Raw genomic sequence first — 18,888 nt, forward strand, 5'->3', positions numbered from 1 at the left:
CCGTACGCCGCTCAGCACACCCCCGCAGAAAGGCGGCCTTCTCTGTGACTGCGATTCCCCAGGGCCGAACTCGCCGTGCCTCACTGGTGAGCGCGATGTGCGCACTGGTCGTGGGCATGGGACTGACGGGGTGCGGCGAGGATCCGGACGCGGGCACGAACGGGGTGGGCAAGCTGTCCGCCGCGCAGATACAGGCGAAGACGAAGGCCGCGGCCGGTGCCGTGGACGAGGTGCGGCTCTCCGGGAGCGTGGTCACCAGCGGGCACACGTACAAGCTGGACATGAGCCTGAAGGCGGACGGCGGCACCGGGTCGGTCACCGCGGAGGGCGCCACCTTCCACCTGCTGCGGGTCGGCGAGCAGCTGTACCTGAAGGCCGACGCGGCGTTCTGGAACAAGGAGGACGGCAAGTCCGGCGAGGACGGTTCGGACACGGCGGCCGCCGTCAAGCTCGACGGCAAGTACGTGAAGGTGCCGACGGGTGACCCCTCGTACAAGAAGTTCAGCGGCTTCACGGACAAGGACCTCCTCCTCGACGGTCTGCTGACGCTGCACGGCTCGCTGGCCACCGACGGGCACCACGAGCAGTCCGGCGTCCGGACGATCCGCATCACCGGCGACGGCGGTTCCGGCGGCAAGCTGGACGTGTCGCTGGAGGGCAAGCCCTACCCGCTGCGGCTGGAGCGGGCCGGCGGAGCGGGAACGCTGAGCTTCTCCTCCTGGGGCAAGGACTTCGCCCTGAAGGAACCGGCGAAGGACGAGACGGTGGACTACGGGAAGCAGCTCCCGACCTCGTGAGCCACCGCTCGCGGCCCGACGGCCCGCGGTAGTGGCCGCCCGTGGTACCGGCCGCTCGTCGTACCGGGCCGCCCGCGGTACCGGCTACGCGCGTCTGCGCTTGCGCAGCAGCAGCTTCGGCAGCCCCGCCGGCGCGGGCTCCCGCGTGGTGGCGGGCGAGGGCACGGGCCGTGCCGCCAGATCCCCTTCGGGCAGGGGCAGCGTGGCGCCCGTCGGCTCCAGGCGGAGCACCCGGCACTCGCGCGCCCAGCGTTCGGTCATCGCCTCGCCGTCGGGCGCGTTCAGCCGCTTGCCCTTGAGCTCGGCGACGGCCGCCCGCCACGCCTCGGAGTCCGGCGCGAGGGTGACGACCTTCGCCGTCCAGCAGACCAGCCGGCCGCCCTTGTCCTTGCTGCGGACGGTGACCTCGGCCGAACCGCCCTCGGTGAGCCCGGCCAGCGGCTGCTCCCCGGGCCCGTCGCCGACCAGGCAGACCGCGCCCTCGTGCCACACGTGCCACAGCGCACGCGCGGCCGGTTCACCGGAGCCCTGGACCCAGACGAGGCCGGACTTCTTGGTGGCCTCCTCGACGAGGGCCCGGTCGAGCAGCAGCTCTCTTGTCATGGCTCAACCCTAGTCAGCCGGTCCCTGGCCCTCACAGCCAGCCGTTGCGCTTGAGCGTGCGGTGAATGCCCACACAGAGCGCCACCATGGCCGACATGACCACGGGATAGCCGAACTTCCAGTGCAGTTCCGGCATGTAGTCGAAGTTCATCCCGTACACCCCGCACACCATCGTCGGTACGGCGATGATGGCGGCCCAGGACGTGATCTTGCGCATGTCCTCGTTCTGCGCGACGGAGGCCTGCGCGAGGTTGGCCTGGAGGATCGAGTTGAGCAGCTCGTCGAAGCCGATGACCTGCTCCTGGACCCGGGCGAGGTGGTCGGCGACGTCCCGGAAGTACTTCTGGATGTCGGGGTCGACCAGCCGCATCGGCCGCTCGCTCAGCAGCTGCATCGGCCGCAGCAGCGGCGACACGGCGCGCTTGAACTCCAGTACCTCACGCTTGAGTTGGTAGATCCGGCCGGCGTCCGTGCCGCGCGGGGTGCCCTTGCGTCCCGGCGAGAACACCTCCGTCTCGACCTCGTCGATGTCGTCCTGGACGGCGTCCGCGACCGCGATGTAGCCGTCGACGACGTGGTCGGCGATGGCGTGCAGCACCGCCGAGGGGCCCTTTGCGAGCAGCTCGGGGTCCTCCTGGAGGCGGTGGCGCAGCGCGCGCAGCGAGCCCTGGCCGCCGTGCCGGACGGTGATGAAGAAGTCCTTGCCGGTGAAGCACATGACCTCACCGGTCTCGACGACCTCGCTGTTGGCCGTGAGCCGGTCGTGCTCGATGTAGTGGATGGTCTTGAAGACCGTGAAGAGCGAGTCGTCGTAGCGCTCCAGCTTGGGCCGCTGGTGCGCCTGCACGGCGTCCTCCACGGCCAGCGGGTGCAGCCCGAACTCGCTTGCGATACCAGCGAATTCGGCCTCGGTGGGCTCGTGCAGGCCGATCCACACGAAGCCTCCGTCGCGCCGCACCCGGCGCATGGCCTCCTGCGGGGTCGGGGGCTGCGCGTAGGTGACGCGCGCGCCGTCGCGGTAGACCGCGCAGTCGACGACGGCCGACGGCGTCGCGGGGTCGCGGGTGGTGTCGTAGGCGCCGGTGTCCGTACGCCCGCCCCCCTTGCGCAGGGAGGGACGGGCCGGGCGGACAACGGCACGGAGGTCGCGGATCATCGACATGGCAGGCTCCTTCGCGACTAGCGAGGAAAGACCGCCACGACGGGTGGAACTGCCCGGAATGAGGACGTCCTGAGTGCGGAGGTTTGGCACGTCCACAAAGCGGGAAGCACCGCTCCGTCGCGGTGGCGAGCTTCGCTACTGAATCAGACCGGTGAGATCTGGCAGATCAGACAGATCGAGCAGATCAGGTGAAAAAGGAAACGAAGTGCTCTTCCGCATGAAGATGAGCGCGAGAGGTGGCGACCAGCCGGGGGCCAAGAAGCCGGAGCAGCTGCGTCAGCGGCAGGAAGAGCGAGTGGTACTGCACGGGTGACTTCGATCCATGACAGCCCCACCTCCTCCAGCCGGTCCCTCGTAAGGGAGTCTCGTCTGCGTCGGGGCAAGATCGCGACGCTTCTGCGTGCTGCCCCGAACCACCGGGCCAGAATAGCAGTCGACGGAAGTGTCAAGGCGCTGCTTTGCCCAGCACCGACGAGTTCTATGCTCGCCGCATGGTTGATGTTCTTCCTCTGGTCGAGGCTCGTCTGCGCAGCGCGCTCGGCGAGCCGGACGCCCGCGCCGCGGTCACCTTCCTCGGTACGGACCGCCTCGAGGTGCTGCGTTTCCACGAGGGTGACGTCGTCCGCTACGCCACGCTCGGCATGTCCGCGCAGCCGATGAGCGACCCGACGGCGATGCTCGCCGACCCGGTCGAGGGCCCGCGTGCCGAGCTGGTGCTGTCCGTCCGGCCCGGCACGTCCGACACCGACAAGGTGCTCCGCCCGCTGGCCGTGCTCGCCGCGTCCCCGCAGGTCGAGGGTGTGGTAGTGGCTCCGGGCAGCTCCCTCGACGTGGGTGAACCCCTGTGGCCAGGTGCCCCGTTCACCTCGGTCCTGGTCGCCGAGCCGGGCGGTCTGGTCGAGGATCTCGACCTCGACGAGCCCCTCGATCCGGTCCGCTTCCTGCCCCTGCTCCCCATGACCCCCAACGAGGCCGCCTGGAAGCGTGTGCACGGCGCCCAGGCCCTCCAGGAGCGCTGGCTGACGAACGGGACGGACCTGCGGGATCCGTCCCGGAGATCCGTCCCACTCGATTGAGGTCCGGGTGACCGATGTCACCAACGCTCGGGCGTCGGTCGTCAGTTGACGCCCGGTCGGCTCAGTCGGCGAAGACCGAGACCCCGTCCTGCGCCGCGTGCCGCGGCCGCAGTTCCTCGGCTTCGCCGGTGAGCGCCTCGCGCCGGACGACGACCACGACCGCGCCGAGCAGCGCGGTGACCGCCGCGACGGCGAACGGGACATGGATGTCGGTCCACTCCTCGATCTTCGGCGCGAAGTAGGGAGCGGCCGCGGCTGCGAACCACCGCACGAAGTTGTAGCCGGCGCTCGCCACCGGACGCGGGGCGTCGGAGACGCCGAGCGCCAACTCGGTGTAGACGGTGTTGTTCACGCCGATGAAGGCGCCGGACAGGATCGTGCAGACGATCGCCGTGGTGTGGTCGCCGTACCCGAGGACGAACACGTCGACGGCGAGCAGTACCAGCGAGCCGCCGAGCACCTTCAGCGAGCCGAACCGCTTCTGGAGCCTCGGCGCCACGAGGACCGAGAAGACGGCGAGCAGCACGCCCCAGGCGAAGAACACCGCCCCCGACTTGTAGGGGGTCATGTTCAGCACGAACGGGGTGAAGGCCAGCACGGTGAAGAACGTGTAGTTGTAGAAGAACGCCGAGGCCGCGGCGGAGGCGAGACCGCCGTGCCCGAGCGCCTTGATCGGGTCCAGGACGGAGATCTTGCGGGCCGGCTTCGGCTGGTCCTTCAGGAACACCGTGATGCACAGGAAGCCGATAGCCATCAGGAACGCGGTGCCGAAGAAGGGGTAGCGCCAGCTGGCGTCCCCGAGCAGCGCGCCGAGCAGCGGTCCGCACGCCATGCCGAGGCCGAGCGCGGACTCGTACAGCAGGATGGCGGCCGCGCTGCCGCCGGCCGCCGCGCCGACGATCACCGCGAGGGCGGTCGACACGAACAGCGCGTTGCCGAGTCCCCAGCCCGCCCGGAAGCCGACGAGTTCGCCGACCGAGCCCGAGGTGCCCGCGAGGCCAGCGAAGACGACGACCAGGGCGAGGCCGGCCAGCAGCGTCCTGCGGCCGCCGATGCGGCTGGAGACGAAGCCGGTGACCAGCATCGCGAACGCGGTGATCAGGAAGTACGAGGTGAAGAGCAGGGAGACCTGGCCGGCCGTGGCGTCCAGCCCCTGGGCGATGGACGGCAGGATCGGGTCGACCAGGCCGATGCCCATGAAGGCGACCACGGACGCGCCGGCCGTCGCCCACACCGCCTTCGGCTGTCGCAGGATGCTTCCGGTCCCCGCGTCGAATGGGTCCATGGTTCCGCTCACCCCTCGAAAGATAGTTGGTATATACACACGATAAGTTAGATCGCCTAATTAATGCAAGCTACATCCATATCGGGGCGAGGGGTGGCCGGGGAGCTGCCGAGGGACGGCCGGTGGGCTCCGGAGGGGTGGCCGCGTCGATCGAGGGGCGGTCACTTCCGTCCGGACGGGTGATCGTCCTTGACGTGGGCGTGCTCGGGTAGGACCGTGGGGCTCTATGAGGGGCGAACCCAGTTGCCCGAAGTGTGGTGGCCGGGTCAGGGCTCCCGGACTCTTCGCCGATTCCTGGCAGTGCGATGTGCACGGGACGGTGCATCCGCTTCAGCCCGTGATCCCGCCCAGCGTCGAGGCTCTCAGCGTCGTCGTGCACCGCACGCAGGTACCGGTGTGGATGCCGTGGCCGTTGCCGGTCGGCTGGCTCTTCACGGGCGTGACGTACGCGGGGGACGACCGTAGCGGAGGCCGTGCCACCGCGGTGGCCTGCTCCGGACCGGGCCCGCTCGGCGGTATGGGTGAGCTGATCCTGGTCGCCGAGGAGCTGGGCGTCGGGCTCGGTGCGCGTTACGCCGGTGTCGACGGGCCGGACCCGGGTCCGTACATGAGCGTCGAGAAACCGCCGCAGGCCAAGGTCCTGGCCGCCGGACGTCCCACCCCGCTCTGGCATGTCTCCGCCACCCCGGACGACCGGGCGGTCTTCGCGGGGGAGGCGCGCGGGCTGTGGCTGTGGGCCGTGGTGTGGCCCGAGCAGTCCGGACTGCTGATGTACGACGAGCTGGTGCTCACGGATCTGCGGGACGCGGGGGCCGAGTTGGAACTGGTGCCGTGCGGGGCGCTGTCGCCGCGCCTGCTCAAGCCGTAGCCCCCACCGCGCTGGGCCGGTCGAGGGTTTGCGGGGCTTGCGGTCGTGGGTGCCTGCCGCGCCGTCGTGGCTGGTCGCGCAGTCCCTCGCACCCCTGGGGTGGCGGATGGTGCCGTATGTGCGTCGCGGCGTCGTGCCGGGGGTCGGTGGCGTTCGTGTGTCGAGCCGGGGGTTCTGTGTGGTGGGTGTAGGGGGTGCTCCGGGGTTTTGGGTGTGACAGGGGTGGTCTGATTACCGGCTATGCTGAAGCGTCCCGTTCCGCCCTGTCACCGCCTGGAGTCCGCGTCGTGCGCATCGATCTGCACTGCCACTCCACGGCCTCCGACGGCACGGACACCCCGGCCGAGCTGGTCCGCAACGCGGGTGCCGCCGGTCTGGACGTCGTCGCGCTGACAGATCACGACACCACCCGGGGATACGCCGAGGCCGTCGCCGCGCTGCCGCGAGGGCTCACGCTGGTGACCGGAGCCGAGCTGTCCTGCAGCATCGACGGCATCAGCATGCACATGCTGGCCTATCTGTTCGACCCCGAGGAGCCCGCCCTGCTCGCCGAGCGTGAGCTGGTGCGCGACGACCGGGTGCCGCGGGCGCGGGCGATGGTCGCCAGGCTCAACGAGCTGGGCGTCCCCGTCACCTGGGAGCAGGTGGCGCGGATCGCGGGGGAGGGGTCGGTCGGACGGCCGCATGTCGCCACCGCCCTGGTGGAACTCGGCGTCGTGCCGACCGTGAACGACGCCTTCACCGAGGACTGGCTGTCCGACGGTGGGCGGGCCCACGTCGAGAAGCACGAGACCGATCCCTTCGAGGCGATCCGGCTGGTCAAGGGTGCCGGCGGGGTCACCGTCTTCGCGCACCCGGGCGCCGCCAAGCGCGGTCGGACGGTGCCGGAGTCCGTGGTGGCGGAACTGGCGGCCGCCGGCCTCGACGGCATCGAGGTCGACCACATGGACCACGACGCGCAGACGCGCGCCCGGCTGCGCGGGCTCGCCGCCGATCTGGGGCTGCTGGTCACCGGCTCGTCGGACTACCACGGCAGCCGCAAGACCTGCGTGCTCGGCGAGTACACGACCGACCCCGAGGTGTACGGGGAGATCACCCGGCGCGCCACCGGCGCGTTCCCGGTGCCGGGCACCGGCGGGGCCTGAGGCTCACCTCCGCTCGTCCCGGACCACCCCCTCTCCCGCAAGGCTTTCGCACTGATGTTCGACGTCGCCGTCTTCGGCTCCCTGTTCCTCACCCTTTTTGTCATCATGGATCCCCCCGGGATCACCCCGATCTTCCTCGCGCTGACCGCCGGGCGCCCCGGCAAGGTGCAGAAGCGGATGGCCTTCCAGGCGGTCTGCGTGGCCGGCGGCGTGATCACCGTCTTCGGGCTCCTCGGCCACCAGATCCTCGACTATCTGCACGTCTCCGTCCCCGCGCTGATGATCGCGGGCGGGCTGCTGCTCCTGCTGATCGCCCTCGACCTGCTCACCGGCAAGACCGACGAGCCGAAGCAGACCAAGGACGTCAACGTCGCGCTCGTCCCGCTGGGCATGCCGCTGCTGGCCGGGCCCGGTGCGATCGTGTCCGTCATCCTCGCCGTGCAGAAGGCCGACAGCGCGGCGATGCAGGTGTCGGTCTGGGTGGCCATCCTCGCCATCCATGTCGTGCTGTGGCTGGTGATGCGCTACTCGCTGCTGATCATCCGGGTCATCAAGGACGGCGGCGTGGTCCTGGTGACGCGGCTCGCGGGCATGATGCTCTCCGCGATCGCCGTGCAGCAGATCATCAACGGGATCACCCAGGTGATCCGGGCCGGCTGACCGGTCCCCGGTACGCGCAGAGCCCCCCACGGCATCGCCGTGGGGGGCTCTGAAACCTGTAGGGGGGATCCGCGTTACGAGGCCGAGGTGTCGGCCGGGCGGATCCACAGCCGCTGCCCGATGGCGGCGGCCTGCTGAACGATCCGATTGACGGAGGCGGCGTCTACGACGGTGCTGTCCACGGGTGTGCCGTCGACATCGTCGAGTCGCATGATTTCGAAGCGCATGGGCTTCTCCCTTCGTCTGGTCATCCTCCTGAGGAGAACTACTTGGTTACACAGGGAGTCAACGGGATGCGTGTTACAAACATTCCCTACGCTAAAGAAATTTTTCGAACAGCTAATTACTGACGAGTAAGTGGGTTTGCGGAGACTGAACGGGACCGGTTGTGTTCGCAGCGTGACCACCGGGACAATGGAGGCGATGAACGACGACCTCCCGGCCCTCGCCGACCGTATCGACCGCACGAACGCGCTGCTGACACGCATGCTCGCCGAGGTGGCCAAGACACCCTCGACCCACGCGATCTTCGTCGACGCGGGGTATCTGTACGCGGCCGCGGGGCGCCTGGTGGCCGGGACCGAGGACCGCCGGGCCTTCGACCTCGACGCCGAGGGCCTGATCGAGGCGCTCATCGACCGCGCCCGCTCGATCTTCGCCGACAGCCGGCTGCTGCGCGTCTACTGGTACGACGGCGCCCGGCGCCGCATCCACACCTCCGAACAGCAGTCCATCGCCGAACTGCCGGACGTGAAGGTGCGGTTGGGCAACCTGAACGCCAACAACCAGCAGAAGGGCGTCGATTCCCTGATCCGGACCGACCTGGAGTCCCTGGCCCGGCATCGGGCCATCAGCGACGCGGCCCTGCTGGGCGGCGACGAGGACCTGGTCTCGGCGGTGGAGGCCGCGCAGGGGTACGGCGCCCGGGTGCACCTCTGGGGCATCGAGGCACCGGAAGGCCGCAACCAGGCCGAGCCGCTGCTCTGGGAGGTCGACAGCCAGCGCACCCTCGACCTCGACTTCTTCAAGCCGTACGTCTCACGGCGCACCGCCCCGGCCTACGAGGGCCCCGGCGCGAACCGGCCCACCCGTGAGGCCGTCCGCTTCGTCGGCGCGCAGGTGGCGGCGAAGTGGCTCGCGGCGCGGGGCAGGGAGTCGCTGGCCGAGCTGCTGCCGGGCCATCCCTACCTCCCCGGCTCCGTCGACCAGGATCTCCTCGTGGAGGCGGAAGGCATCCTCCAGTACTCCCTGCGCGGCCAGGCCGACCTGCGACGCGCCCTGCGGGACGGCTTCTGGGAGCACGTGCAGACGCAGTACTAGGGCCTGACCGGCCGGACGGGCTCCCGGCTCCCGGGGTGGCGGTCCCAGAAGTCGGCGAGCGCGTGGGCCGTCGGCAGCGGCTGGTCCTGGTTCGGCGAGTGCTCGGCGCCCGGGACGACCGTCCGGTGCGCCCGCAGCTCCACGGCCATGTCGTCGAGGAGGGGCACCGGCCAGGTGTCGTCCCGCGCACCCGACAGCACATGGAACGGCAGCGGAACGGCGGCGAGTTCACCGACCCGGTTCGGCTCCGCACACAACTGGCGCCCAGTCACGAGGAGTTGGGCGGGCTTGTGGTTCAGCCAGCGCCGTCGCAGCAGCTCCGGCTCGCCGGGGCCACGGGCCGGGCCGCCGACCTCCTCCGGCGGGCCCATCGCCAGGATCGCGTCCCACACCTGCGGCATCGTCATCACCGCGAGCGCGTCGTGCAGCAGCTTCACGCGCTGCTTCTGGGACTCCGAGATCTCGGCCGGGCCCGAGGCGACGAGCGTGAACGACAGGAAGGGGGAGTGGTCGAGAATCACTGCGGCACGGGCGATCTGACCGCCGAGGGAGTGGCCCATCAGGTGCACAGGGGTGTCGAGAGCCGCCGCCTGCGCCAGCACGTCCCGCGCCAACTCCTCGCGCGCGTAAGCGGATTCGTCGACAGCCGGCCCGTCGGACTCGTTCTGCCCGCGCCCGTCCACGGCGATGGTCCGGTAGCCGCGGGCCGCGAGCGGCTCGTGCATGCGGTGGAAGTCTTCCTTGCTCCCGGTGAAGCCGGGCATCAGCAGCGCGACACCCCGCTGCTCGACACCGGAGGGCACGGGCGCGTCGACGACGGCGAACTCGCCGCGCTCGGTCCGCAGCGGATACGACACCGCGCCGGGGGGCGGCGGGAACGGGCTGCTGGTGCTGGGCCTGGTCACGCCCCGAGGCTACCGGGAGGGCACACCGCGCGCCGTCGGTGGTACCTCTCCCGGGGACGCCGACGGCCCGGACCCTCGCCGAGGAGGGACCGGGCCGTCGGGCCGTCATGCCATGCCGGTGGATCAGCCGTCCGCGGGCTCCGCGGCAGCGGTCGCCTTGCGGGTGCGACGCACCCTCGGCTTCGCGTCCGCCGTGTCGACCGCGGTCTCGGCCTCGGCCGGGGCCGGGGCGGTGGCGGCGGTCTTGCGGGTGCGGCGCGGCTTGGTGGCTTCCGCTTCCTGGGTGGCCTGGGCCGGGATGTCGGCCGTGGTGGCCGTCGTCTCGGGGGCGGTGGCCTTGCGGGTGGTGCGGCGGCGGGGCTTGGCCTCGGTCGCCTCGGCCGTGTCGACGGCGGCTTCGGCCGGGGCCGTGGCTGCCGTCTTGCGGGTGCGACGCGGCTTGACCGCGGCCGCGGCGGCCGCGGCGGCCTCCGCGATCGGCTCCGTCGCCGTGGCGGCCTTGCGGATGCGGCGCGGCTTGGCCTCCGCGACCTCGGCCGTGTCCACCGCGACCTCGGCCGGAGCCGCTGCCTTACGGGTGCGACGCGGCTTGGCCTCGGGCTCGGCGGCCTCGACGGTCGCCGGGGCCTCGGTGGCCGTGGCAGCCGCCTTGCGCGTGCGGCGCGGCTTGGCCTCGGTGGCCTCGACCGTGTCCGTCGCGGCTTCGGCCGGGACCGTCGCCTTGCGCGTGGCGCGGCGGCGCGGCTTGGCCTCCGTGCCCTCCGCCGTGTCGACCGCGGTCTCGGCCTCGGCCGGGGCCGGGGCGGTGGCGGCGGTCTTGCGGGTGCGGCGCGGCTTGGTGGCTTCCGTTTCCTGGGTGGCCTGGGCCGGGATGTCGGCCGTGGTGGCCGTCGTCTCGGGGGCGGTGGCCTTGCGGGTGGTGCGGCGGCGGGGCTTGGCCTCGGTTGCCTCGGCCGTGTCGACGGCGGCTTCGGCCGGGGCCGTGGCTGCCGTCTTGCGGGTGCGACGCGGCTTGACCACGGTCTCGGCGGCCGCGGCGGCCACCGGGGCCTCGACGGCCTCGACCACGGCTTCGGCCGGGGCCGTCGCCTTGCGGGTACGGCGGCGCGGCTTGGCCTCCGTGGCCTCCGCGGTGTCGACAGCGGCCTCGGCGGCCGGCGGCTCCGTCACCGTGACCGGTGCGGTCGCGTCGGTCTGCGCGGTCGCCTCGGTCTGCACGGTCTCCGCGGTCCTGCGGGTACGGCGGCGGCGCGGCGCGGCCACGGTCTCCGCAGCCGCCTCCGGGGCGGTGCCCTCGGCGGTCGCCACGGCCGTCACAGCCGCTTCCGCCGCCTCGGCGACGGGCTCGACGGTCGACGCGGCGGCCGGCGCGGCCGTCACGACGGCGGCCTCGTGCGCGGACCCGTTGCGGGTGCGGCGCCGACGGCGCGGAGTACGCGGGCCCGCGGTCTCCTCCGCCACGGGCGTCGGCTCGGCCACGGGGGCCTGCTCGGCCGCGGTGGTCCCGGCGGCCACCCCGTCGAGCGGGGAGCCGTTGCGCGTACGACGACGGCGACGGGGTGTACGGGCCGAACGCTCGCGCTCTTCGGTCTGCTCCGCGGTCCGGTCGCCGGAACGGGACTCGCTCCGGCCACCGCGGTCGTCGCGACCGCCGCGGTCACCACGGCCGCCCCGGTCACCACGGCCACCGCGACCGCCCCGGTCGCCGCGACCGCGCGCTCCGCGGCCGCCCGGCTCGCCGAGGTCCTCGAGCTCCTCCGCGTCGAGCCCGGCGCGGGTGCGCTCCGAGCGCGGCAGAACACCCTTGGTGCCCGCGGGAATGCCGAGTTCCTCGAAGAAGTGCGGAGAGGTGGAGTACGTCTCCGGCGGGTCGCTGAACTCGAGCTCCAGCGCCTTGTTGATGAGCTGCCAGCGCGGGATGTCGTCCCAGTCGACCAGCGTGACCGCGATGCCCTTGGCGCCCGCGCGGCCGGTACGGCCGATGCGGTGCAGGTAGGTCTTCTCGTCCTCGGGGGACTGGTAGTTGATGACGTGCGTGACGCCTTCGACGTCGATGCCGCGGGCGGCCACGTCGGTGCAGACGAGGACGTCGACCTTGCCGTTGCGGAAGGCGCGCAGCGCCTGCTCACGGGCGCCCTGGCCGAGGTCGCCGTGGACCGCGCCGGAGGCGAAGCCGCGCTGCTGGAGCTGGTCGGCCAGGTCGGCGGCGGTGCGCTTGGTACGGCAGAACACCATGACCAGGCCGCGGCCCTCGGCCTGGAGGATGCGCGCCACCATCTCGGGCTTGTCCATGTTGTGCGCGCGGTACACGTGCTGCTTGGTGTTCGCGACGGTCCTGCCCGCGTCGTCCGGCGACGTGGCGTTGATGTGCGTCGGCTGCGACATGTAGCGGCGCGCGAGGCCGATGACCGCGCCCGGCATGGTCGCCGAGAACAGCATGGTCTGGCGCTTCGCCGGCAGCATGTTGATGATCTTCTCGACGTCGGGCAGGAAGCCCAGGTCGAGCATCTCGTCGGCCTCGTCCAGGACGAGCGACTTGATGTGCTTGAGGTCGAGCTTCTTCTGGCCCGCCAGGTCCAGCAGCCGGCCCGGGGTGCCGACGACCACGTCGACGCCCTTCCTGAGGGCCTCGACCTGGGGCTCGTAGGCGCGGCCGCCGTAGATGGCGAGGACGCGGACGTTGCGCACCTTGCCCGCGGTCAGCAGGTCGTTGGTGACCTGCGTGCACAGCTCACGCGTGGGGACGACGATGAGCGCCTGCGGGGCGTCGGTGAGGTCCTCGGGCCGGGCGCGGCCGGCCTCGACGTCGGCGGGGACGGTCACGCGCTCGAGGAGCGGGAGTCCGAAGCCGAGCGTCTTGCCGGTGCCGGTCTTGGCCTGGCCGATGACGTCCGTTCCCGTGAGAGCGACGGGAAGCGTCATCTCCTGGATGGGGAAGGGACTGATGATGCCGACGGCCTCAAGGGCCTCGGCGGTCTCGGAAAGGATGCCGAGCTCTCGGAACGTGGTAGTCAGGGTGCTGCCTCTTCTGTGTGCGCGGTGCGAGGCGAGCGCGGGGGTCGTGTCAGGACCGTGCCGGGGACGTCGACTGCCTCACGGGCAAGCCGTCAGGACACGGGACCTCTGCCGACGCTCTAGCGCTCGTACCGCTGAGGGGGTCCCCTCCGGGTTTCCGTACGCACAGTGCCGTACGGGCGAGGAGGGCTGTCGGGTCGGAGCCGATCGGGCCACCGACCGGGCATCCTCATACGTGCGGCCCGTCGAATATTCGGCAGGCGCATTACCACCATACCCCGGAATCGCGCACACGCGATGGCCGATTCGGTCACGTTGTGGTTGTCACAGTGCCGGGGGCGGTCCCGTACGTCTTCGTTGTCACACTGATTGACCAGGGACTTCCCCCGTGCGACGAGCGGGCTATTGTGCGCTTCATGACGACCTCTGACAAGCCTGAGAACACCGCAACCGGCATCGCCGCGCAGGACTGGACGACGGCCTCGGCCGACCCGCAGTACCGGGCCGCGGTCGTGGATCTGCTGGGTGCGCTGGCGTACGGCGAGCTGGCGGCGTTCGAGCGGCTCGCGGAGGACGCCAAACTGGCGCCGACCCTGGAGGACAAGGCCGAGCTGGCGAAGATGGCGTCGGCCGAGTTCCACCACTTCGAGCGGCTGCGCGACCGGCTGACCGAGATCGGTGAGGAGCCGACGGCGGCGATGGAGCCGTTCGTCGCCGCGCTGGACGGATTCCACCGGCAGACGGCCCCGTCCGACTGGCTGGAGGGCCTCGTCAAGGCGTACGTGGGCGACTCGATCGCCAGCGACTTCTACCGCGAGGTCGCGGTGCGCCTGGACACCGACAGCCGCGCCCTGGTGCTGGCCGTGCTCGACGACACCGGCCACGCCGGCTTCGCCGTGGACCGGGTCCGTGGCGCGATCGACGCCGACCCGCGGGTGGGCGGACGGCTCGCGCTGTGGGCGCGGCGGCTGATGGGCGAGGCGCTGTCGCAGTCCCAGCGGGTGGTCGCGGACCGCGACGCGCTGTCGACGATGCTCGTGGGCGGTGTCGCGGACGGCTTCGACCTCGCCGAGGTCGGCCGGATGTTCTCCCGGATCACCGAGGCGCACACCAAGCGGATGGCGGCGCTGGGGCTGGCCGCCTAGGGCCTGCTCGGGGGCCGACGGCCCAGGGCCTGTCCGGCGTGTCGCGTCATACGGAAACGGCCGGACGGGTTCTCCTCCCGCCGGCCGTCACCGGCCTTCACCTGTCGTCGCCGGGCTCAGGCCGGGGCCGACCGCCGGCGGAGTCGGCCGGCCGGGCGCAACAGCAGGGAGAGCGAGGCGGCGGAGACGATCCCCGCGCCGAGGAGACTCGCCGGGGCGGTGCCGGGGCCCAGCGCGCTGTGGGTGACGAAGTCACCGAACAGGGCTCCTGCGACGCCCGTCGCGAAGACGAGGGTGCGTACCGGCAGACGGTGCGAGAAGCGGTGCACCGCCGCCCACGCGAGCACGAGACCGAGCACAGCGGAGCCGAGCGCTTCCAAGATCATGTGGGTCCCTCCCGGACGGTTGGGGCTGTGCATCAAGGTCGTAGCCCGTCATACCCGTGACCTGCGGAATGCAATCCTCCTCTGTGGCCGACTTGTGCTCCGTCCGTGGAGAAGACGCCGACAGCGAAACCGGCCGGGAATCCGCCGGTAGGGGCCGGCCGGGGATCCGCCGACCGGGAATCCGCCGGCGGGGACATCCGGCGGGAACGCACGGGAACGCAGGTGGGGCCCGGCGACCGTCCGGTCGCCGGGCCCCACCTGCGTCGCTTCGCCTACAGAGCGCCGAAGCCCACCTTGCGCGGGGCGGGCTCGCCCAGCTCGACGTAGGCCAGGCGGTCGGCCGGAACCAGGACCTTGCGGCCGTGCTGGTCCACGAGGCTGAGCAGCTGCGACTTTCCGGCCAGGGCCTCGGCCACCACGCGCTCGACTTCCTCGGGAGTCTGACCGCTCTCCAGAACGATCTCGCGGGGTGCGTGCAGCACGCCGATCTTGACCTCCACGGCTATGTCCCTCCGACGGTCATGAGGTGCGCGGGCGTCCGCGCCGTACGCTGCACACATTAGCCCGGTGAGGGGACGTTCACGGCGCGGCCGTCCACGCCAGGAGCGAACAGCGGGCGGGAACAAACGGCCGGACGTCCCCGCGGTCAGTGCTGATCGGTGCCGTGCAGCGGGAAACCGGCGATGCCCCGCCAGGCCAGCGAGGCCAGCAGCTGCACCGCCTGGTCGCGCGGCACGCTGCGGTCGCTGTGCAGCCAGGACCGTGCCACGACCTGGGCGAGACCGCCCAGACCCGAGGCGAGCAGCATCGACTCCGCGCGCGAGAGGCCGGTGTCCTCCGCGATGACCTCGCAGATGGCCTCGGCGCACTCGGTGGTGACCTTGTCGACGCGCTCGCGCACCGCCGGCTCGTTCGTCAGGTCCGACTCGAAGACCAGGCGGAAGGCGCCGCCGTCGTCCTCGACGTACGCGAAGTACGCGTCCATCGTGGCCCGGACCCGCTGCTTGTTGTCGGTCGTCGAGGCGAGCGCGCCGCGCACGGCCTGGATGAGCGACTCGCAGTGCTGGTCCAGCAGGGCCAGGTAGAGGTCGAGCTTGCCGGGGAAGTGCTGGTAGAGCACCGGCTTGCTGACTCCGGCCCGCTCCGCGATGTCGTCCATGGCGGCCGAGTGGTAGCCCTGCGCCACGAAGACTTCCTGGGCGGCGCCCAGCAGCTGGTTCCGACGGGCACGGCGCGGCAGGCGGGTGCCTCGCGGGCGCGCCGCCTCTGTCTGCTCGATGGCTGTCACGCCGCCTCCCAAAGTGGTCCTCATGCGGTGAGCGCCGCGACGCCATCGTACTTTTCGGTAACCGTGCTGTGCGCGGTGCGCGTGCAGAATTTCACGGACTGGACGACGGCAAAAGCGGTGTAAAAAGGTTTGGAACGGGACGTTACGGGCATACTCCGCCGCGCTCCAGCTCGGCGCATGTCAGCGATAGTCGTCCTCGTCGAGGGAGACGACGCGCGCCTGTTCGACGAGATCGGCTTCGTCGGCCCGGGCGGGATCCACGTCCTCCAGGGAGTCGTCGCGCTTCGGGGTCACGTCCTTGGACTGCTCGGCGGCGTCGTTCTCCGGCGCCTCGACGTCGATCTCCCCGAAGTCGTCGTCCTCTTCGAACGTCTCCGGGTCGGTGGGGTCAACGGCCATGGTGGGCTCCCTTCCTACGAACGTCCCTGCGAGGTGCAGGGGCCACAAGCGGGTGCCCTCGGTACGAGCCTAGGAGACACCCGTTTCGGACGCCATGCGATCGCTGTGCGGAGTGCCCCCGATTCGCGTGGCCATGGCTCCGGCGTGATGGCGGGGCGTCGCGCGTCCCGCGCGCGGGCGACCCGCGCGTGTGACGGCGAACACACAAAAGCGTGCGTGATCGTCTCGTAACATTGCCCGCATGTCTTCGACCGAGCTGCCTTCCGTGCCGCCCACCAGTGTGCTGCCGAAGGCGATCGCGGTCCGGGTGGCCGAGGGCGAGCGGCTCCGCTCGGTCGGGCTGCCGGGCGTCACGCTCACGGTCCGCTCCAGGCCGCCCGCGCGCGAGGGGCTCGAGCCCGCGCTGTACGTGCACGGCCTCGGCGGTTCCTCGCAGAACTGGTCGGCGCTCATGGCGCTGCTCGACGGGGCGGTGGCGAGCGAGGCCGTGGATCTGCCGGGCTTCGGCGACTCCCCGCCGCCCGACGACGGCAACTACTCCATCACGGCACACGCGCGTGCCGTCATCCGCTATCTCGACGCCGTCGACCGCGGACCCGTGCACCTCTTCGGCAACTCCCTCGGCGGCGCGGTGTCCACGCGTGTCGCCGCGGTCCGGCCCGACCTCGTGCGGACGCTGACACTGGTGTCCCCCGCGCTGCCCGAGCTGCGGGTGCAGCGGACGGCGGTGCCCACCGGGCTGGTCGGACTGCCCGGCGTGGCCGCGCTCTTCACCCGGTTCACCCGGGAGTGGACCGCCGAGCAGCGCGTCCGCGGCGTCACGGCGCTCTGTTACGGCGATCCCGGACGGGTCGGCCCGGACGCGTTCCGCCATGCGGTGGAGGAGCTGGAGCGGCGGCTTCAGCTGCCGTACTTCTGGGACGCGCTGACGCGTTCCACGCGCGGCCTGCTCAGCGCGTACACGCTGGGCGGTCAGCATGGGCTGTGGCGCCAGGCCGAGCGCGTCCTCGCACCGACCCTCCTGGTCTACGGTGGTCGCGACCAGCTCGTCGGCTTCCGTATGGCGCAGCGGGCCGCCCGTACCTTCCGTGACTCCCGCCTGCTCACGCTGCCCGACGCCGGGCACGTGGCGATGATGGAGTATCCCGAGACGGTGGCGACGGCGTTCCGGGAGCTGCTCGCCGACACCGCGACCAAGACCTCGGGAGGCTGAGACCTACGTGGGACGCCACAGCCGGCGTGGACCCGCGCCCAAGAGTGCCGCCAAGGGCGGCTCCAAGGGCGCGTCGCAGGGGGCTTCTCCGGAGCCGTCCCCCCAGGGGGACCCGCGCGGCGCCCGCGTCCAGGTGCCGCCCCCGGGGTACGACGCAACCCCCTCGCACGGAGTGCCCCGCTTCCCGTTCTCCGACGGGACTCCGGCCCACGGGTTCCCGCAGGTGCGGGGCGGTCACCCCGAGCAGCGTGAGGTCGGGGGCGGCTGGGGTGACTTGAGGGGACGATCAGCGGGTACCGGGCAGCCCGTGATACCGCGTCAGAGACCCATACCCCAGGACGGTCCGCGTCAGGGCCCTCGCCAAGGTTCCCGTCAGGGCCCGCGTCAGGAGTACCTCGACGCCTTCGGTGAGGACGACGAGGACGTCTTCACGCGCGCGAGGAGGCCGTCCGCCGCCACGCGCGTGCGTGAGCAGGATCCGTACTCCACCGACACCGACCGGGAGGCTGCCTTCCGTACCACCGGCCCGGCCGCCATCGACGGCGGCGACGCGCCGCCGACCGGCGAGCCCGCGACCGCCCAGGGAGTCAAGGGGCGGGCGTTCGCCGGTATCGCGGCCGCCGCCGTCACCACGGTGCTGGCCGTCGTGGTGGCCGGACAGGTCGCCACCGGCCGGGACGACGACTCCGTCCGGTCGCGGTCCGCCTCCGGGCAGACCCGTGAGGCCGTCGACGACCAAGCCGCGCGCGGGGACGACCGGCCGAGCCCGTCCGTGTCCGCGGGCGCGCCCGGCGCGGCCGCCACGCTGACGTACGCGCAGCGGATGGACGCGAAGTACGCGCTCGGTGCCAAGCTCAAGGGGTCGGGAAAGTTCGACGCCGTCGCGGGCGTCGCCAAGGCGCCCGGCAAGGGGCAGAAGTACACCTACCGCGTGGACGTGGAACAGGGCCTCGGACTCGACGGCGCACTCTTCGCGCGGGCCGTGCAGGAGACCCTCAACGACGCCCGCAGCTGGGCCCACGACGGCGCCCGTACCTTCGAGCGGATCCAGTCGGGCGAGGCCGACTTCGTCATCACGCTCGCCAGTCCGGGCACCACCGCCGTGTGGTGCGCCAAGTCCGGTCTGGACACCACGGAGGACAACGTCTCCTGTGACTCGGCCGCCACCGAGCGCGTGATGATCAACGCCTACCGGTGGGCCCAGGGGTCGGAGACCTTCGGCGACAAGATGTACGCCTACCGGCAGATGCTGATCAACCACGAGGTCGGCCACCGGCTCGGCTACAGCCATGTCACCTGCGACAAGGACGGCGACCTGGCACCCGTCATGCAGCAGCAGACGAAGTTCCTCGACCACGACGGAATCCACTGCCTGCCCAACGCCTGGCCCTATCCCGGCAGTTGAGCCTCAGGGAGGGACGGGTGCCGCATGGGGCGCGTTGACATGCCCAAAAAGTTCCTCCATATTGCTGCGTATGTGGTCTAGTCATCCCGTCGACAGCAGCGCCGCCATCGAGCTGGCGCTCTTCGGCGTGACCGCGCTCTGCGTGGCAGACATCCACTGTCGCTGACGCCGCCCTCAGGCGCGTGCGTCGCGAATCCCCCCTCTCTCCCGAGCTGT

General features: G+C 71.4%; 20 protein-coding genes. 10 read left to right on the forward strand and 10 right to left on the reverse strand.

Annotation, left to right across the window (positions count from 1 at the left end):
- Positions 1-44: 44 nt before the first annotated feature.
- Positions 45-797, forward strand: coding sequence for a hypothetical protein (locus ASD48_RS21625; RefSeq protein WP_057603284.1), 753 nt, complete (start codon positions 45-47; stop codon positions 795-797).
- Between the two features lie 84 nt (positions 798-881).
- Here ASD48_RS21625 and ASD48_RS21630 read toward each other — a convergent pair whose 3' ends face one another.
- Positions 882-1,400, reverse strand: coding sequence for a hypothetical protein (locus tag ASD48_RS21630; protein WP_057603285.1), 519 nt, complete (start codon positions 1,398-1,400; stop codon positions 882-884).
- A gap of 31 nt (positions 1,401-1,431) precedes the next feature.
- Entirely contained in the window at positions 1,432-2,562 is a 1,131-nt protein-coding gene (locus tag ASD48_RS21635) for a magnesium and cobalt transport protein CorA (protein ID WP_057603286.1), read from the reverse strand.
- A gap of 491 nt (positions 2,563-3,053) precedes the next feature.
- On the opposite strand from ASD48_RS21635, the gene ASD48_RS21640 reads away from it, so the two are divergent.
- A complete protein-coding gene (locus ASD48_RS21640) occupies positions 3,054-3,638 on the forward strand; it encodes a suppressor of fused domain protein (protein WP_057603287.1) in 585 nt (194 codons plus the stop codon).
- Between the two features lie 61 nt (positions 3,639-3,699).
- On the opposite strand, the gene ASD48_RS21645 is transcribed toward ASD48_RS21640, so the two are convergent.
- Positions 3,700-4,923, reverse strand: coding sequence for an MFS transporter (locus tag ASD48_RS21645; protein WP_057603288.1), 1,224 nt, complete (start codon positions 4,921-4,923; stop codon positions 3,700-3,702).
- Positions 4,924-5,149: 226 nt separating this feature from the next.
- On the opposite strand from ASD48_RS21645, the gene ASD48_RS21650 reads away from it, so the two are divergent.
- The 3 genes from ASD48_RS21650 (at position 5,150) to ASD48_RS21660 (ending at position 7,596) form a co-directional block, all read left to right on the forward strand.
- A complete protein-coding gene (locus ASD48_RS21650) occupies positions 5,150-5,791 on the forward strand; it encodes a DUF6758 family protein (RefSeq protein WP_028806532.1) in 642 nt (213 codons plus the stop codon).
- 287 nt (positions 5,792-6,078) lie between these two features.
- Positions 6,079-6,936 carry a PHP domain-containing protein gene (locus ASD48_RS21655; RefSeq protein ID WP_057603289.1) on the forward strand — a complete coding sequence of 286 codons (858 nt, stop codon included), beginning with the start codon at positions 6,079-6,081 and terminating at the stop codon, positions 6,934-6,936.
- A gap of 54 nt (positions 6,937-6,990) precedes the next feature.
- Positions 6,991-7,596 carry a MarC family protein gene (locus ASD48_RS21660; protein WP_020127905.1) on the forward strand — a complete coding sequence of 202 codons (606 nt, stop codon included), beginning with the start codon at positions 6,991-6,993 and terminating at the stop codon, positions 7,594-7,596.
- 74 nt (positions 7,597-7,670) lie between these two features.
- Here the strand turns inward: ASD48_RS21660 and ASD48_RS43470 are convergent, their stop codons facing one another.
- Positions 7,671-7,823, reverse strand: coding sequence for a hypothetical protein (locus tag ASD48_RS43470; protein WP_007384531.1), 153 nt, complete (start codon positions 7,821-7,823; stop codon positions 7,671-7,673).
- Positions 7,824-8,019: 196 nt separating this feature from the next.
- Here ASD48_RS43470 and ASD48_RS21665 point away from each other — a divergent pair, with 196 nt between their 5' ends.
- A complete protein-coding gene (locus tag ASD48_RS21665; protein ID WP_057603290.1) occupies positions 8,020-8,916 on the forward strand; it encodes an NYN domain-containing protein in 897 nt (298 codons plus the stop codon).
- Here ASD48_RS21665 and ASD48_RS21670 read toward each other — a convergent pair.
- Positions 8,913-9,821, reverse strand: coding sequence for an alpha/beta hydrolase (locus ASD48_RS21670; RefSeq protein WP_057603291.1), 909 nt, complete (start codon positions 9,819-9,821; stop codon positions 8,913-8,915). The genes ASD48_RS21665 and ASD48_RS21670 overlap by 4 nt on opposite strands.
- A gap of 123 nt (positions 9,822-9,944) precedes the next feature.
- Entirely contained in the window at positions 9,945-12,743 is a 2,799-nt protein-coding gene (locus ASD48_RS21675) for a DEAD/DEAH box helicase (protein WP_057603292.1), read from the reverse strand.
- 500 nt (positions 12,744-13,243) lie between these two features.
- Between ASD48_RS21675 and ASD48_RS21680 the strand changes: the two genes are divergently transcribed.
- Positions 13,244-13,981: a ferritin-like fold-containing protein gene (locus ASD48_RS21680; RefSeq protein ID WP_057603293.1), complete on the forward strand. Its 738-nt coding sequence runs from the start codon at positions 13,244-13,246 to the stop codon at positions 13,979-13,981.
- A 116-nt stretch (positions 13,982-14,097) separates the two neighbouring features.
- Here ASD48_RS21680 and ASD48_RS21685 read toward each other — a convergent pair whose 3' ends face one another.
- From ASD48_RS21685 to ASD48_RS21700, 4 genes are all read right to left on the reverse strand, one after another.
- Positions 14,098-14,367, reverse strand: coding sequence for a hypothetical protein (locus ASD48_RS21685; protein ID WP_057603294.1), 270 nt, complete (start codon positions 14,365-14,367; stop codon positions 14,098-14,100).
- 272 nt (positions 14,368-14,639) lie between these two features.
- Positions 14,640-14,867 (reverse strand): DUF3107 domain-containing protein, encoded by a 228-nt coding sequence (locus ASD48_RS21690; RefSeq protein ID WP_020130831.1) that lies wholly within the window; start codon positions 14,865-14,867, stop codon positions 14,640-14,642.
- A gap of 146 nt (positions 14,868-15,013) precedes the next feature.
- Positions 15,014-15,655, reverse strand: a complete 642-nt coding sequence (locus ASD48_RS21695) for a TetR/AcrR family transcriptional regulator (protein ID WP_020130830.1) — start codon at positions 15,653-15,655, stop codon at positions 15,014-15,016.
- 180 nt (positions 15,656-15,835) lie between these two features.
- Positions 15,836-16,054 (reverse strand): hypothetical protein, encoded by a 219-nt coding sequence (locus ASD48_RS21700; RefSeq protein WP_020130829.1) that lies wholly within the window; start codon positions 16,052-16,054, stop codon positions 15,836-15,838.
- 241 nt (positions 16,055-16,295) lie between these two features.
- On the opposite strand from ASD48_RS21700, the gene ASD48_RS21705 reads away from it, so the two are divergent.
- The 3 genes from ASD48_RS21705 to ASD48_RS46175 all read left to right on the forward strand — a co-directional run bounded on the left by ASD48_RS21705 (position 16,296) and on the right by ASD48_RS46175 (position 18,838).
- Positions 16,296-17,267 carry an alpha/beta hydrolase gene (locus tag ASD48_RS21705; RefSeq protein ID WP_057603295.1) on the forward strand — a complete coding sequence of 324 codons (972 nt, stop codon included), beginning with the start codon at positions 16,296-16,298 and terminating at the stop codon, positions 17,265-17,267.
- 133 nt (positions 17,268-17,400) lie between these two features.
- Positions 17,401-18,672, forward strand: a complete 1,272-nt coding sequence (locus tag ASD48_RS21710) for a DUF3152 domain-containing protein (protein ID WP_242432687.1) — start codon at positions 17,401-17,403, stop codon at positions 18,670-18,672.
- 70 nt (positions 18,673-18,742) lie between these two features.
- A complete protein-coding gene (locus ASD48_RS46175; protein ID WP_323178948.1) occupies positions 18,743-18,838 on the forward strand; it encodes an Ms4533A family Cys-rich leader peptide in 96 nt (31 codons plus the stop codon).
- Positions 18,839-18,888: the final 50 nt, after the last annotated feature.

It is taken from the genome of Streptomyces sp. Root1310, assembly GCF_001426425.1.
In the GTDB taxonomy this organism is placed as follows: Bacteria; Actinomycetota; Actinomycetes; order Streptomycetales; family Streptomycetaceae; genus Streptomyces.

What these genes read in the sequence shown, in the direction of transcription:
- ASD48_RS21630 (WP_057603285.1), bottom strand. Translation starts at nt 1,400, where the DNA reads ATGACAAGAGAGCTGCTGCTCGACCGGGCCCTCGTCGAGGAGGCCACC.
- ASD48_RS21635 (WP_057603286.1), bottom strand. Translation starts at nt 2,562, where the DNA reads ATGTCGATGATCCGCGACCTCCGTGCCGTTGTCCGCCCGGCCCGTCCC.
- ASD48_RS21640 (WP_057603287.1), top strand. Translation starts at nt 3,054, where the DNA reads ATGGTTGATGTTCTTCCTCTGGTCGAGGCTCGTCTGCGCAGCGCGCTC.
- ASD48_RS21645 (WP_057603288.1), bottom strand. Translation starts at nt 4,923, where the DNA reads ATGGACCCATTCGACGCGGGGACCGGAAGCATCCTGCGACAGCCGAAG.
- ASD48_RS21650 (WP_028806532.1), top strand. Translation starts at nt 5,150, where the DNA reads ATGAGGGGCGAACCCAGTTGCCCGAAGTGTGGTGGCCGGGTCAGGGCT.
- ASD48_RS21660 (WP_020127905.1), top strand. Translation starts at nt 6,991, where the DNA reads ATGTTCGACGTCGCCGTCTTCGGCTCCCTGTTCCTCACCCTTTTTGTC.
- ASD48_RS43470 (WP_007384531.1), bottom strand. Translation starts at nt 7,823, where the DNA reads ATGCGCTTCGAAATCATGCGACTCGACGATGTCGACGGCACACCCGTG.
- ASD48_RS21665 (WP_057603290.1), top strand. Translation starts at nt 8,020, where the DNA reads ATGAACGACGACCTCCCGGCCCTCGCCGACCGTATCGACCGCACGAAC.
- ASD48_RS21675 (WP_057603292.1), bottom strand. Translation starts at nt 12,743, where the DNA reads ATGACGCTTCCCGTCGCTCTCACGGGAACGGACGTCATCGGCCAGGCC.
- ASD48_RS21685 (WP_057603294.1), bottom strand. Translation starts at nt 14,367, where the DNA reads ATGATCTTGGAAGCGCTCGGCTCCGCTGTGCTCGGTCTCGTGCTCGCG.
- ASD48_RS21700 (WP_020130829.1), bottom strand. Translation starts at nt 16,054, where the DNA reads ATGGCCGTTGACCCCACCGACCCGGAGACGTTCGAAGAGGACGACGAC.
- ASD48_RS21705 (WP_057603295.1), top strand. Translation starts at nt 16,296, where the DNA reads ATGTCTTCGACCGAGCTGCCTTCCGTGCCGCCCACCAGTGTGCTGCCG.
- ASD48_RS46175 (WP_323178948.1), top strand. Translation starts at nt 18,743, where the DNA reads ATGTGGTCTAGTCATCCCGTCGACAGCAGCGCCGCCATCGAGCTGGCG.